Annotated in this window: 16 protein-coding genes; 7 read left to right on the top strand and 9 right to left on the bottom strand. The window is 63.2% G+C overall.

Annotated elements, in window-relative coordinates; genetic code table 11:
• Nucleotides 1-12: 12 nt before the first annotated feature.
• From EPJ54_RS18745 to EPJ54_RS18735, 3 genes are all read right to left on the bottom strand, one after another.
• Nucleotides 13-468, bottom strand: a complete 456-nt coding sequence (locus EPJ54_RS18745; protein ID WP_135213300.1) for a DUF2214 family protein — start codon at nucleotides 466-468, stop codon at nucleotides 13-15.
• A 29-nt stretch (nucleotides 469-497) separates the two neighbouring features.
• Nucleotides 498-911, bottom strand: coding sequence for an RNA polymerase-binding protein DksA (gene dksA, locus EPJ54_RS18740; RefSeq protein ID WP_135213299.1), 414 nt, complete (start codon nucleotides 909-911; stop codon nucleotides 498-500).
• A 135-nt stretch (nucleotides 912-1046) separates the two neighbouring features.
• A complete protein-coding gene (locus EPJ54_RS18735) occupies nucleotides 1047-1460 on the bottom strand; it encodes a flagellar assembly protein FliX (protein ID WP_135213298.1) in 414 nt (137 codons plus the stop codon).
• A gap of 86 nt (nucleotides 1461-1546) precedes the next feature.
• Between EPJ54_RS18735 and EPJ54_RS18730 the strand changes: the two genes are divergently transcribed.
• The 4 genes from EPJ54_RS18730 (at nucleotide 1547) to EPJ54_RS18715 (ending at nucleotide 4810) form a co-directional block, all read left to right on the top strand.
• Nucleotides 1547-2683 carry a flagellar basal body P-ring protein FlgI gene (locus EPJ54_RS18730; protein WP_135213437.1) on the top strand — a complete coding sequence of 379 codons (1137 nt, stop codon included), beginning with the start codon at nucleotides 1547-1549 and terminating at the stop codon, nucleotides 2681-2683.
• Nucleotides 2683-3027, top strand: coding sequence for a rod-binding protein (locus EPJ54_RS18725; RefSeq protein ID WP_135213297.1), 345 nt, complete (start codon nucleotides 2683-2685; stop codon nucleotides 3025-3027). The genes EPJ54_RS18730 and EPJ54_RS18725 overlap by 1 nt, the downstream gene beginning before the upstream one ends.
• Complete coding sequence (locus EPJ54_RS18720) at nucleotides 3011-3454, top strand: flagellar basal body protein (protein WP_135213296.1); 444 nt, start codon at nucleotides 3011-3013, stop codon at nucleotides 3452-3454. The genes EPJ54_RS18725 and EPJ54_RS18720 overlap by 17 nt, the downstream gene beginning before the upstream one ends.
• A 108-nt stretch (nucleotides 3455-3562) precedes the next feature.
• A complete protein-coding gene (locus EPJ54_RS18715) occupies nucleotides 3563-4810 on the top strand; it encodes a hypothetical protein (protein ID WP_135213295.1) in 1248 nt (415 codons plus the stop codon).
• Nucleotides 4811-4814: 4 nt separating this feature from the next.
• Here EPJ54_RS18715 and EPJ54_RS18710 read toward each other — a convergent pair whose 3' ends face one another.
• From EPJ54_RS18710 to flbT, 5 genes are all read right to left on the bottom strand, one after another.
• Entirely contained in the window at nucleotides 4815-5546 is a 732-nt protein-coding gene (locus EPJ54_RS18710; RefSeq protein ID WP_135213294.1) for a hypothetical protein, read from the bottom strand.
• A gap of 155 nt (nucleotides 5547-5701) precedes the next feature.
• Nucleotides 5702-6010 carry a hypothetical protein gene (locus tag EPJ54_RS18705; protein ID WP_135213293.1) on the bottom strand — a complete coding sequence of 103 codons (309 nt, stop codon included), beginning with the start codon at nucleotides 6008-6010 and terminating at the stop codon, nucleotides 5702-5704.
• Nucleotides 6011-6075: 65 nt separating this feature from the next.
• Entirely contained in the window at nucleotides 6076-7329 is a 1254-nt protein-coding gene (locus EPJ54_RS18700; protein ID WP_135213292.1) for a flagellin, read from the bottom strand.
• A gap of 203 nt (nucleotides 7330-7532) precedes the next feature.
• Nucleotides 7533-7880, bottom strand: coding sequence for a flagellar biosynthesis regulator FlaF (gene flaF / locus EPJ54_RS18695; protein WP_135213291.1), 348 nt, complete (start codon nucleotides 7878-7880; stop codon nucleotides 7533-7535).
• Nucleotides 7840-8271 (bottom strand): flagellar biosynthesis repressor FlbT, encoded by a 432-nt coding sequence (gene flbT, locus EPJ54_RS18690; protein ID WP_135213290.1) that lies wholly within the window; start codon nucleotides 8269-8271, stop codon nucleotides 7840-7842. The genes flaF and flbT overlap by 41 nt, the downstream gene beginning before the upstream one ends.
• Before the next feature lie 135 nt (nucleotides 8272-8406).
• Between flbT and EPJ54_RS18685 the strand changes: the two genes are divergently transcribed.
• The 3 genes from EPJ54_RS18685 (at nucleotide 8407) to EPJ54_RS18675 (ending at nucleotide 11589) form a co-directional block, all read left to right on the top strand.
• Nucleotides 8407-9264, top strand: a complete 858-nt coding sequence (locus EPJ54_RS18685; RefSeq protein ID WP_135213289.1) for an AAA family ATPase — start codon at nucleotides 8407-8409, stop codon at nucleotides 9262-9264.
• Nucleotides 9265-9266: 2 nt separating this feature from the next.
• The gene (locus EPJ54_RS18680) at nucleotides 9267-10445 is read left to right on the top strand and encodes a vWA domain-containing protein (protein WP_135213288.1); all 1179 of its coding nucleotides are present in this window, start codon (nucleotides 9267-9269) and stop codon (nucleotides 10443-10445) included.
• 61 nt (nucleotides 10446-10506) lie between these two features.
• The gene (locus EPJ54_RS18675; protein ID WP_135213287.1) at nucleotides 10507-11589 is read left to right on the top strand and encodes a S1C family serine protease; all 1083 of its coding nucleotides are present in this window, start codon (nucleotides 10507-10509) and stop codon (nucleotides 11587-11589) included.
• An 8-nt stretch (nucleotides 11590-11597) separates the two neighbouring features.
• Here EPJ54_RS18675 and EPJ54_RS18670 read toward each other — a convergent pair whose 3' ends face one another.
• A complete protein-coding gene (locus tag EPJ54_RS18670) occupies nucleotides 11598-12428 on the bottom strand; it encodes a universal stress protein (RefSeq protein WP_135213286.1) in 831 nt (276 codons plus the stop codon).
• Between the last annotated feature and the right edge of the window lie 7 nt (nucleotides 12429-12435).

Below are 12435 nucleotides of genomic sequence, written 5' to 3'. Positions count from 1 at the left end.
TCTGTATAGCCTCTAACTTCCGATAGCTCGCGCCATGAACGAGGCGAACGCGAGCAGGAGCACCAAAAGGTGCGTCTCCCACATGACAAAGCTGCGCATGCGCTTCACCTCGGCTTCCGGCGCGGTGAACGTAGCGTCAGCGTCGGCAGCGCGCTTCCAACGCATGAAGGTGCGCGTGGGCAAAGCCGAGAGCGCGCCGATGATCAGGAACGTACCCATCTTGGCCCAGAAGAAGGGTTGTACGGAATAATAGTCCCAGCCCTTCGCGCCCCAGAGCACGCGCGAAATCCCGGCGAGGATGATCAGCACTGCGGCCACGCCGTAAAATAAATCGACACGCAGCAAGAGCTTCGCCACGCGACCGTCCACTGGCAGTCTGAGAATGAAAAGCTCGGCGACCAGCGCGCCGACAAGCACAAACGCAAAGACGAAGTGCAACCAAGCTAAGCCAGCGTCGTGATAGAGCATCCACCTCTCCTCACGGCGAGCTTAGCCCATCAATCGTCGCGGTGAACCCGTTCGCGGCGTTCGTGGCGCTCTTGCGCTTCGAGCGAGAGCGTCGCGATCGGGCGCGCGTCGAGGCGCGAGAGCGAGATCGGTTCGCCCGTTTCCTCGCAATAGCCGTAAGAGCCGTCTTCGATACGACGGAGCGCGGCGTCGATCTTGGCGATCAATTTGCGCTGACGGTCGCGCGTGCGCAGTTCCAGCGCGCGATCAGTCTCGCTCGTCGCCCGGTCTGCCAGATCCGCTTCGGCGACAGTGTCCTGCTGGAGCGAGGCGATGGTGGAGCGAGATTCCTCGAGAATCTCTTCTTTCCACGCCAAAAGCTTTTGCCGGAAATATTCCTGCTGACGCTCATTCATGAACGGTTCGTCGTCAGAAGGGCGATAATCTTTCACGGTCGAGGCCATTTACGAACTCCCGGCGCCCCCTCGAGGCGCCGCCTTCATAGCGTCCGACCTAGGGCTCGTCCATCGAGCAAGGAAGGCGCCACATTCCCTATTTTTAGTCCCTAAAATCTGGGCCTTGTCGGCCAGACCTCAAGATCAGGCCCGACCGGACATGCGGTCGAGCTTGGCCGCCTCTACCGCGAGTCTGACGTCAATTTCTTGTAGGACGGCGTCGAGCCCCGCCTCTCCGGTGGGTTCCCCAGCTCGGCGCAGGGTTTCCAGATCGGCCCGGATCGAGGCGGGCGCACGGCCGGTCAGCAGCCCAGCCGCCAGTTTTTCCAAGGTGTCCAGGGCATCTTGGCCCCTGCGCGCCTGGCGCGAGCGGCGTTGCCCCGGCTCATCCCCCTGCAGCGCCAAAAGCGCGTCCAAGGGGGTGATTGCGCTGGTCGGCGCCGTGGCGGCGGCGCGCTGTGGCTCGTCCACATCCAGGCTGAAGCCAGGCGCGGCTGCCCCCCCGGTGCGCTTGGCGCCCCCGGCGGAACTGACGGATCGGCCGCTTTCGATCTTCATGCGCGACTCTCAGAAGCTGCTGCTACCACGGTTAAACGCTTCAAGTTTGAACGAGCTGTTAACCAAACTGGTCGCGTATCGTGACCATGAAGTTTGTCTCTCATGCGACGCGTACTGCGTTGCTCGCTTTCGCGTCCGTCGCCGCAATCGCTGCGCCCATCGCGACGCCCAACGCCTGGGCCGGCCCGCGGATCAAGGACGTCGCCGACTTCGAAGGCGTCCGCGAAAACCAGCTCGTGGGCTACGGCCTCGTGGTCGGCCTCGCAGGCACGGGCGACTCGCTGCGGAACTCGCCGTTCACGCGCCAAAGCTTGGCCGCGATGCTTGAGCGCCTCGGCGTCAATGCGTCGAACGGCAATCTGAACACGCGCAACGTCGCCGCCGTCATGGTGACGGCGAACCTGCCGCCGTTCGCGAGCCAAGGTTCGCGCATTGACGTGACCGTGTCTGCGCTCGGCGATGCGCGCAGCTTGGCCGGCGGCCAATTGCTGGTGACGCCGCTAATGGGCGCGGATCAACAAGTGTACGCGGTGGCCCAAGGCCCGCTCGCGATTGGCGGCTTCTCTGCTTCGGGTTCGTCAGGTTCTTCCGTCACGCGTGGCGTGCCGACGGCGGGCCGCATCGCGTCCGGCGCGCTGGTGGAGCGCGAGACCACGTTCGACATCGCCAACGCACCAGAACTGCGCTTGGCCCTGCGCAATCCAGATTTCACCACCGCCCAGCGCATCGCCGCTGTAATCAACGCGACAGTGGGCGGCGACGCCGCGCGCGCGACCAATCCCGGCACGATCGCGCTGCGCAGGCCAGCGGATTTCGCGGGCGACATGGTGGCGCTCGTCGGCCGCATTGAGAACCTGGAAGTTGAAGTCGATACGCCGGCCCGCATCGTCATCGACGAAAGCTCCGGCATCGTTGTGATGGGCGAAAACGTAAAGGTTTCAACGGTGGCGATCGCGCAAGGCAATCTCACGATCTCAATCCAAGAAGATCCGTTCGTCAGCCAGCCAGCGCCGTTCAGTCGTGGCGAAACGACTGTCGTTCCATCGTCCAGCGTGAGCGTGGAAGAAGAAGAAGGCGGGCTCGTCATGGTGCCGGGCGGCGTTGAACTGCGTCAGCTCGTCAACGGCCTGAACGCACTCGGCGTCACGCCACGCGACATGATCTCGATCCTGCAAGCGCTCAAAGCCGCGGGCGCCATCCAAGCCGAAATCGAAGTGATGTAATGACAGGCCCGATCGCTCTTCCCGGCGCACCGCTGCCGCTCAGCACGACGCCGGCGCCCTCGCACGATGATGTGCCGCCGGAAGTCCGCCGTGCTGCGGAAGAGTTCGAAGCCGTGTTCCTCAACCAAATGCTCGCGCCGATGTTCGAGGGCATTCAAACAGACGGCCTCGGCGGCGGCGGTATGGGCGAAGAAATATTCCGACCGATGCTGATCGAGCGCTACGCGCAATCGCTGACGCAAGCCGGCGGCATCGGCATCGCCGACAGCGTCATCCGTGAATTGATGCGCATGCGCGAAACCGCTGTTCCGCCGCAGGAGGCCGCCGATGGCGCTGCTGGCTGACGACGCGAAGGACCGCGCCGAGCAATTGCTGCTGCTAACCGAGCGGCTCACCGAATACATCGCCGAGGAAACCCGCCGCATTGAAGCGCGCGAGCCGCCGCTCAGCGGCGCACAGGCCGATGAGAAGAACCGGATGGTCAACGCCTATCGGCTGGAACTCACGCGCATCAAACACGATCGCACGCTGATCGAAGGCGCGCCCGCCGCCCTGCTCGACAAGCTCAAGCACCGCACCAACACGCTGCACGAACGTCTCGCCCTGCACGAAACGGCGCTCGGCGCGGTGAAGCTGGTGACGGAAGGCCTGGTCCAGGCCATGGCGGAAGAGACGGCTCGCCAGCGCGGCGGCTCCGCCGGCTATGGCGCACGCGGCACGATCGAAGGCCCGAGCGGGCCGATACCCACGATTGTGGACAGATCTGCTTAACAGCCGCCGCAGATAAACCCCGATCCGGGGACAAGTTCGCCTTTCCTGTAATTCATCTTGCCCTGTGGCTTTTAGGTCGGCTTTGTAGCGCCTTCTTGGTGGGGAGATATGAAGCACGCGAAGGTCCAAGGCGCTTGGCGTCCCGTACGGGCGCGCCGCAATACCCGGCATCGCCCTGAGGGCGTGCTGAGCGCGCTCGCCTTCAATATTTGCATGGTGCTGCTGCCGCTGGCCTCCGCCGCCGCCCTGATCGTGATCGGGCGCGACCATCTCTACGCTTACGAATATTCCGACGCCGGCGCGCATGTCGTGCGCGAGCGGGTCGAACAATTGAACGGTGAATTGATCCAGCTCGACTTCGATCGCCAACGCCAATGGGACGATCTGGTCGCGATGGAATTGCGCGCGGGCGATCCAGCCGCGGCGCGCGGGTTCCTGCTTTCCGGCGCCGGGATGTTGCCCAATCGCTCCGCCAACGTGCTGACGCAGGCAATCGCTAACGACGCCTCCGAAGCGGAACTCGAAGTCGCCGCATTGGAATTGCTGCAGCCGAGCACGCGGCAGAATTATCAGCAGCAAGTGCCGCTGCTCTCACAACGCAATGCGGCAAGCGCGGCGCAACGGCCGGCGACGCTCGCCGACCCACAGGATTTCGAGCTGATGGCGCGCGCGCTCATCGCGGAACCGGAAACCGATCCACTGCAATTTGTACTCACCGGCTTTGCGCTTGGCCTCGCCGGCGATCTCACACCCGGCATGCAGCAAGGCGCCGTCGCCCTGCTCGCCTCCAGCCGGCGCGACGATTTCCCCGACAGCATCAGCGTCGAAGTGCGCACGCTCGCGGCCGAAGCGCTGCCGATTGAAGCGTTCCGCCAGATTGCACGCGAAAACTCAGCAAGCTCTGTCGATGATTTGGCGACGGCTTTCCGCACCGCCGTCGTCCCCGAGCACGCGACACGTCTGCGCGAAGTGCTCGCCCAATTGGGCGCGATCGGGGAAGCCACCAACACAGGCGCCGCCGCCGTCATGCTTACGCACGCTTACACATTGCCGGACCTGCAACGCCTCGTGCTGATCGCGCGCGCTTCGGGCGATCGCGCAGCCGCCGCCGCCAAGCGTCTGCCGCGCGACGGTCGCCTGCTCGACACCGCGCGCGGCGAACTCACCTTCACGCGCGACCTCGTCAGCGCGCTGACGCTGGCCGGCATCGCCGCAGCCGGTCTCATCGCGATCGTGCTCTTCAAATTGTTCCAAGCCGCCGCCGGGGCATGGCGCCGGATGCGTGCCGAGGACGACGAAGACGATTACGGCGCAGAGCTGATCGACATCAGCAGCAACAATTGGCGCCCGCTCTAAGCGCTTAAGCGCGGAAAAGCGTGAGCACCGCTTGCGGCTCGGCGTTGGCGATCGAGGCGCCGCCCATGCTTTGCAGCCCCTGACGCACTTGCAGCGCCAAGAGGCGCGCGCTTTCGGCGTCTAGATCGTTGCGCACTCCCATCGCGCCTTCGGCGGCGCCGAGGAAACCTTGGTGGGCCTCGAGCGCGCGGGCGCTGTCGATCAGCCGGTTCATGGAATCCTGCAGCGTCTCCAAGGAACGCTGCACGGCTTGGCCAAGACCTGCATCATCCAGCTGGGCTTGAGCACTGACGCTGATGATGTCGGTCACGCCCGGCTCGCTCTTCAGGCGCAGATCCGCGCCACCGATCGTCACGGGCGCGCCGCCTGGCTCGGCGTAAACATTCAAGCTCTGCCCGGCGACGAGCGTGCCGCCTTGCGCGATCGCGCCATCGACGCGTTGTTGATAGCTGCCGAGGATCGTCTCGAGATCTGCTTGCGAAGTCGCGCCGCGGGCTGCGACCAGCATCGCCTGCGCGTCGTGGCCCACGGCCAAAGCTTGGTGAACCTGGTTGAGGCCGTCACGCACGCTCTCGCGTGCCGCGGCGATCGAAGCGCCGCTCACTTCAACACGATCACCCAGCACCGCGGCCTCTGCGTTTCGCGCCGCGCCGTTCGGCTGCTGATTGCGCGCAAAGCGATTGTCGACGCCAAGAGTATTGGCGCCCGTCGTGCCCGGTACGATGCTGGAGACCATGCTGGCCGCTCCTGTTCGGATCGCGCAACCAGCCCCATGTCGGCCGCGCGGCGCACTTCAAGCGCGATCGCAAGCAACACGAGATTCGTTAATGAAGCGTTAACACTAACGCATCTTAATTAAGAAAATTTACGCCTCGTTTACGACTTTAGAAATCACTCGCCGTAAAGCGCCCGCATATACGCCATCACCGCGCGCGAATAGGCCAGCTGCCCTTCACTCGGGTATTTACGCAATGTCTCTTCGGTGTTGGCGTCGGTCAAGAGCTGCACAAAGCGGCCCGCGCTCGGATCGAGACTGACTTCCAATTTGTTTGGCGTGGCCACATCGTTGCGCTGGGCGTCCAACGCTTCGGCCCAACGCCGATCGGCCGCTTGCGCGGCCGGACCCTTCTCAGCTTCGAGCTGTGGCTTAGGTGCGAATTGCAGCTCGACGGCTGGGGTTGGCGGAGTAATCGAACTCATCGCTCATGCCCGTTGTCTCGGAAATCGGCGGAGGGCCGAAGCCCTCCGCCTTTTCCGTCTTACGCTTAGCGGAAGAACGACAGAACGATCGACGGCGCTTGGTTCGCGATCGAAAGAGCTTGCGCACCGAGCTGCTGCTTCACTTGCAGCGCTTGGAGGCGAGCCGATTCCTTCGCGAGGTCAGCGTCGACGAGGTTGCCGATACCCGCTTCGATCGAGTCGCTCAGCTTGCCGAGGAAGGTCTTTTGGACTTCCAGAGCTTTCGCTTGCGCGCCCATCGTGGCGAGATCGCGGTTCAAGTTGGTCATCGCATCGTCGATCGCGGTGACGGCAGCCGAAGCGCCGCTGGCGGTCGAGATGTCGAGAGCCGAGGTGACTTCTTCCAGCGCTTGGCCGGTGGCGCCCAGCGTGAAGTTGAAGCCTTGGACCGTCAGCGCGTTCGTGCCCGAACCCGGCGCGACGGCTTGCGTCATCGACGTACCAGCGGCGCCGGCGCCGAAGATGCCCGTGTCGTCGGTCAGGGTGTCATCTTCATAATATTCGACCGTGAAATCTTCCTGCGAGTGGAAGGTGATTTCACCGGTTTCATCGTCGAACGACGCGGTGACGCGGCCATTCGACTGATCCGAGACCGAGGTCAGGAAGTCGTTGATCGTGTCGCCCGTCGTCAGCTGGATCGTCATCGTTTCCGTGACGTTGCCCGTCGTGATGCTGAAGCGGACTTCCGCGTCAGCAGCCGTGAAGTCGAGGCCCGTCGCGTTCTCGAGGTCAGCGTGGATCGAATAGGGGTCGCCGTTGCCGTCAACGAGCGCATTGCCCGTCAATTCGAAGCGGCCGCTCGATGAGCCGGCAGCGTCGGTGGTCAGCACGGTGAACTCGGCCGAGCCGCCCGTCAGGTTGGTGCCGTTGACGAGGTTCGAGCCGTTGAAGGTCGCGGCGTTGACGATCTGGTCGATCTGGTTGCGCAGCGCGTCGAAGTCGGCCTGCAGCGCGGCGCGCTGGTCGGTCGAGAGGTCGGTCGCTTGAGCGGCGACGGACTTTTCCTTCAGTTGCTTCAGAATGTCGCCGACGGCTTCACCAGCCGATAGGCCCACGTCGATCACCGACGTCGCACGGTCGATACCGTCCATAACCGCGCCCAGCGACGCAACGCGCGCCCGCTGACCTTCGGCGATGGCGAACACGGCGCCGTTGTCTTTCGCGGACGAAACCTTGAGGCCGGTGTTGATGCGCTGTTGAACTTCAGAGAGTTCGCGGCCCGTTTGGTTCAGAGATTGGAGCGCAACGAGAGCGCCGTAATTGGTGTTAACGCTGGTCATTATGTGGTCCTTCTGGACGATGTTGACCGGCCGTTTTGGCCAGCTGGGCGAAGCCCGAAATGCGCGCCGCTCCCTTTAAGAGAGATGACGCGTTGTCGGATTTTTTAAGCAACAAAGGTTAATTGAGTGTCAGCGCCGGAATGATCCGGAGGCGAATTGCAGAGGAATTATTTGCCTAGCTGCGCCGGGATTAACTGAAGAGATCAGCGCGCCAACAGGCCTTCCATCATGGTGCGGTTGATGTCGATCAGCGGCTCGATCTCAACGCCGTCGCGCAGCACTTGGCTGGAATAGCGCGCCACGAACATGGCGAGCGAGATGATTTGGCCGCGCAGTTCGAGCGGCAATTGATTTTTCGGCTGCGAGCAATCGGCCGCGAGCATATTCCAAAGCCGGCGATTGGAATCCAACGCCTCCGCGAGCAGCCCGCCGGCGAGCTTTTCCTCGTGCGCACGCACAAGCGCGGCCGTCGCCTGCCCGAACGCTCGATATTCCAGCTCGCGCGGTGACTCAGCCTGCGTGGCTGCGCGCTGGTACGCTTTGATCGACATCCCTCAGCCCCAGACGCTCTGCCTCGTACGAAATGAGTTTTCGGCAGCGCATCAAGGCCCGGTAATATTCGCCGGCCATTACTTCTTTGGAAACGCCAATGCACTCGGTGAGAATGGCGGGGTCGCGAACGACACCCATGAACTCAGCCAGACGGGCGGCAAACTCTGAATAGGCTTTGTCGCGGCCGGTCTCGTCCAGATACATCAGCATAATCGGGAAATAGATGCGCTTGGCCGGCGTGTCGGCCTCGTCCTGCTGCATGATGTCCTTTTCACGCAGCACCGAGGCCTTGTTCTGCAGCACGAGTGCTGCGCGCCGGTCGCCGTTTTGCACGACTGCGCCGTTGACGACGAATTTCTCGCCCGGCCGCAGCGACAATTTGAGTGGCATGTGCCCTCTCCCCTCCCCGTTCTGGGAGTACCTGAGCGGCCTACCTTTGGCTGCTACGGTTAACGAGAGATTGCCAAGCCTTGCGTCGGCGCAGCGGCCGGCCTTATTGCTGTGGTGCAACATTCAGGAGCGGTAATGCGGTTCGAAGGCACCAAAGACTATGTCGCTACGGAAGACCTCAAGGTCGCCGTGAACGCGGCGATCACGCTGGAGCGGCCGCTTCTGATCAAGGGCGAGCCGGGCACCGGCAAGACGATGCTGGCGATCGAGGTCGCCAAGGCCATCGGCGCACCGCTGATCGAATGGCACATCAAGTCGACCACGAAGGCCGTGCAAGGCCTCTACGAATACGACGCCGTCATGCGCCTGCGCGACAGCCAATTGGGCGACGCGCGTTCTGCCGACATCTCGAACTACATCAAGCGCGGCAAGCTTTGGGAAGCCTTCGAAAGCGACGTGCGCCCGATCCTGCTGATCGACGAAATCGATAAGGCTGACATCGAGTTTCCGAACGATCTCCTGCAAGAGCTCGATCGCATGGAATTCTACGTTTACGAGATCAACAAGACGATCAAGGCCAAGCAGCGCCCGATCATCATCATCACCTCGAACAACGAGAAGGAATTGCCGGACGCGTTCCTGCGCCGCTGCTTCTTCCACTACATCCGCTTCCCCGATGAAGACACGATGCGCGCCATCATCGAGAGCCATTATCCGGGCGTAAAGGCGCGCCTGATCAACGAAGCGCTCAAAATCTTCTACGACATGCGCAAAGTGCCGGGCTTGAAGAAGAAGCCGAGCACCAGCGAATTGATCGATTGGCTGAAGCTCCTGCTCACGGATGACGTCGACCCGGAAACTCTGAAGCAGCGCGATCCGTCGAAGCTGATCCCGCCGATGCACGGTGCATTGCTGAAGAACGAAGCCGACGTGATGCTGTTCGAGCGTCTGGCGTTTCTGGCGCGTCGCGAACAACGCGGCGGCGCGAGCTAGGCATGTTCCAGCGCTTTTTCACCGAACTCCGCGCCGCGCGCGTGCCTGTCAGCCTCAAGGAATATCTGACGCTGGTCGAGGCGCTGGAGAAGGATGCGATCCCGCCGGACGTGCAGGATTTCTACTATCTCTCCCGCGCCGCTTTGGTGAAGGACGAGCGCCATCTCGACAAATTCGATCTCGTGTTCGGCACGGTGTTCAAGGGCATCGAGAATACGGCCGACGCCGTTAACGCCGAAATCCCGGCCGAGTGGCTGCGCGCGCTCACCGAAAAATTCCTGACCGACGAAGAGAAGGCGCAGATCGAAGCGCTCGGCGGTTGGGACAAATTGATGGAGACGCTGAAAGAGCGGCTCGAAGAACAACAGAAGCGCCACGAAGGCGGCAACAAATGGATCGGCACCGGCGGCACGTCGCCGTTCGGCAATGGCGGCTACAATCCCGAAGGCGTGCGCATCGGCGGCGAAGGCAAGGGCCAAGGCCGCGCTGTCAAAGTGTGGGACAAGCGCGAATACAAAAATCTCGACGACAGCGTCGAACTCGGCGTGCGCAACATCAAGGTGGCGCTCCGGCGCCTACGCAAATTCGCGCGTACGGGCGCGGCGGATGAACTCGATCTCGACGGCACAATCAAGAAAAGCGCGCGCGAAGGCTATCTCGATCTCGTGCTGCGCCCCGAGCGCCGCAATGCGGTGAAAGTGCTGCTTCTGCTCGACATCGGCGGCTCGATGGATTCACACATCAAACTTTGCGAAGAACTCTTCTCCGCCGCGCGCACCGAATTCAAAAGCCTCGAATTCTTCTACTTTCACAATTGCCTCTATGAGAGCGTGTGGAAGGACAATCGCCGTCGCCACGACGAGAAGACGATGACGTGGGATATGCTGCACAAATATCCGAGCGATTATCGCGTCGTCTTCGTCGGCGACGCCACCATGAGTCCATACGAGATCACCTATCCCGGCGGCTCGGTCGAGCATTGGAACGAAGAAGCCGGCGCGGTCTGGCTGCAGCGCGTTGCGCAAATCTATGAGCGCGTGGTCTGGCTCAATCCCACGCCACGCGCGCACTGGGACCACACGCCCTCGATCCAAGTCGTGCGCGAGATTATCGGCGAAAACCGGATGTTCCCGCTCACCATCGAAGGCCTCGACGGCGCCATGCGCGAGCTGAGCCGCTGATCGTCGCCTGCGATTGAACCTGTGCGGCGGCATCCCTATCACTAAGCGGTAGGAGCTCCTCATGCGCGCAGCGCCCCTTGTCGTCCTGGCCTTCCTCGCCGCCTGCAACGCCCAGCCCTCGCCCGTCGATACCGAAGGCGCGGACCCACGCGTGGTGCAGGCGCGCGGCACGTTGGCGGAGAGCGAACAAGCGACGATCGCGATCTTCGAGACCGCCTCGCCCTCGGTCGTACTCGTCATCAGCGGCGGGCGCGGGCCCGGCGGCTTCAACAATGTCGAGATTAGTTCGGGCACCGGCTTCGTCTGGGATGAGGCTGGCCACATCGTCACCAACAACCACGTTGTCCAGGCGCAGGAGATCATCGTGCGCCCGCCGGGCGGCGAAGACATTCGCGCCACCGTCATCGGTCGCGCGCCGCAATACGATATCGCCGTCCTGCGCCTCGAACGTCCGACGCAAGCGCGTCCCCTGGCGCTCGGAACCTCCTCGGATTTGCGCGTCGGCCAAGCCACGTTCGCGATCGGCAATCCGTTCGGCTTCGACCAGACCATCACCTCCGGGATCGTCTCCGCGCTTGGACGCCAATTGCCCACGCAAGAGGGCCGCGAGATCGCCGACGTCATCCAAACCGACGCCGCCATCAATCCTGGCAATTCAGGCGGGCCGCTCCTCGATAGCGCCGGCCGCGTCATCGGCGTGACGACTGCGATCTTCTCACCGTCCGGCGCCTATGCGGGTCTCGGCTTCGCGGTGCCGGTCGACACCGTCGCCCGCGTTGTGCCGCAACTCATCGCCAATGGCCGCGCGCCCATCGCCGGCATCGGCATCGTCGCCGCGGACCAGTCGATCGCGACACGGCTCGGCGTTGAAGGCGTGCTCGTGTGGCAAACCGCGAATGGCTCGCCCGCCGATCAAGCCGGCTTGCGCGGCACCGATCCGCGCGGCGGTGTGCTGGGCGATGTGATCGTGCAGGCCGAAGGCGCGCCCGTCCGTCGCCTAGCCGATCTCACCAATACGCTCGATCGCCTCGGCGTCGGCGCCAATGTGAACCTCACGATCCGCCGCGGCGACCGCCAAGTTCAAGTCAGCGTGCCGATCACCGACATCAGCGCGCCGCAAGAAACACAAAGCTCGGGCAAATAGCGCCGCGCTTAGTGCGTCATCAGGATGGGAATTTTCGCGTCGCGCACCATGCGCGCGGTGACGCCGCCGAAAATCTCCTCGGCCCATTTCGGATCTTCGTAAGCGCCCAGCACGAGGAAGTCGGCGTTGAAGCCTTCGACTTCGGACACGATCATCCGATCCGGCCCTTCCCAGCTTTCGCGCACCACCGGCTCTTCCACCTTCACACCGTGGCGGAGTAAATACGTGATCACGCGGCCAATGCCGGCCTCGTCCTCGCCTTCGCGTTCACCGCGCGGATTGGCGACGCAGAGGCGCACGGCTTCCGCATTCTTCAAGAACGGCAACGCCGCTTGCACGGCGCGCGCGGCCTCCGGTGTGCCCTTCCACGAAATCACAGCACGCCGGCCCCAGGCGTGCGGGTTGATCCAACGCGGCAACATCAAGCATGGCCGCCCGCCTTCCAGCACGGCGCCCAGGAAAATATCCGTATCGAGCCGTGAGCCGTCCATCTCTTCCGGCTGACCAAAGATCACGAAGTCTGCCGTGCGCGCCGCGCGCGCCGCCGCCGCTTGTGAATCGCCGGCGGGAATGTCGACGCCGTGCACATGCACGCCGGCGCCAGCGACGCCCTGCAATGTCTTCACCGCGGCATCGCAATCCTTACGCACAATCGAGCGGGTCTCCGCGTCCAATCCGCCAACGGCCTCGGCCGCCACCGCGAAAGAGATCGGCACTGGCGCGAGCACCAGCGCTTCGAGCTTACCGTTGAAAGTCTTGGCGACATCCATCGCCATGCGCAGACGCGCGACGCCATCCTCTGACGCATCCGCGAACACCAGAAATTCTTGCCAGCCCATATCCGCC

Origin of the sequence: Vitreimonas flagellata, assembly GCF_004634425.1 — a bacterium.
GTDB classification, from domain to species: domain Bacteria; phylum Pseudomonadota; class Alphaproteobacteria; order Caulobacterales; family Aquidulcibacteraceae; genus Vitreimonas; species Vitreimonas flagellata.
Note: the sequence above shows the minus strand (reverse complement) of the source record. Positions and strands in the feature narration are given on the sequence as shown.

What these genes read in the sequence shown, in the direction of transcription:
- EPJ54_RS18745 (WP_135213300.1), bottom strand. Translation starts at nt 468, where the DNA reads ATGCTCTATCACGACGCTGGCTTAGCTTGGTTGCACTTCGTCTTTGCG.
- dksA (WP_135213299.1), bottom strand. Translation starts at nt 911, where the DNA reads ATGGCCTCGACCGTGAAAGATTATCGCCCTTCTGACGACGAACCGTTC.
- EPJ54_RS18735 (WP_135213298.1), bottom strand. Translation starts at nt 1,460, where the DNA reads ATGAAGATCGAAAGCGGCCGATCCGTCAGTTCCGCCGGGGGCGCCAAG.
- EPJ54_RS18730 (WP_135213437.1), top strand. Translation starts at nt 1,547, where the DNA reads ATGAAGTTTGTCTCTCATGCGACGCGTACTGCGTTGCTCGCTTTCGCG.
- EPJ54_RS18725 (WP_135213297.1), top strand. Translation starts at nt 2,683, where the DNA reads ATGACAGGCCCGATCGCTCTTCCCGGCGCACCGCTGCCGCTCAGCACG.
- EPJ54_RS18720 (WP_135213296.1), top strand. Translation starts at nt 3,011, where the DNA reads ATGGCGCTGCTGGCTGACGACGCGAAGGACCGCGCCGAGCAATTGCTG.
- EPJ54_RS18715 (WP_135213295.1), top strand. Translation starts at nt 3,563, where the DNA reads ATGAAGCACGCGAAGGTCCAAGGCGCTTGGCGTCCCGTACGGGCGCGC.
- EPJ54_RS18710 (WP_135213294.1), bottom strand. Translation starts at nt 5,546, where the DNA reads ATGGTCTCCAGCATCGTACCGGGCACGACGGGCGCCAATACTCTTGGC.
- EPJ54_RS18705 (WP_135213293.1), bottom strand. Translation starts at nt 6,010, where the DNA reads ATGAGTTCGATTACTCCGCCAACCCCAGCCGTCGAGCTGCAATTCGCA.
- EPJ54_RS18700 (WP_135213292.1), bottom strand. Translation starts at nt 7,329, where the DNA reads ATGACCAGCGTTAACACCAATTACGGCGCTCTCGTTGCGCTCCAATCT.
- flaF (WP_135213291.1), bottom strand. Translation starts at nt 7,880, where the DNA reads ATGTCGATCAAAGCGTACCAGCGCGCAGCCACGCAGGCTGAGTCACCG.
- flbT (WP_135213290.1), bottom strand. Translation starts at nt 8,271, where the DNA reads ATGCCACTCAAATTGTCGCTGCGGCCGGGCGAGAAATTCGTCGTCAAC.
- EPJ54_RS18685 (WP_135213289.1), top strand. Translation starts at nt 8,407, where the DNA reads ATGCGGTTCGAAGGCACCAAAGACTATGTCGCTACGGAAGACCTCAAG.
- EPJ54_RS18680 (WP_135213288.1), top strand. Translation starts at nt 9,267, where the DNA reads ATGTTCCAGCGCTTTTTCACCGAACTCCGCGCCGCGCGCGTGCCTGTC.
- EPJ54_RS18675 (WP_135213287.1), top strand. Translation starts at nt 10,507, where the DNA reads ATGCGCGCAGCGCCCCTTGTCGTCCTGGCCTTCCTCGCCGCCTGCAAC.
- EPJ54_RS18670 (WP_135213286.1), bottom strand. Translation starts at nt 12,428, where the DNA reads ATGGGCTGGCAAGAATTTCTGGTGTTCGCGGATGCGTCAGAGGATGGC.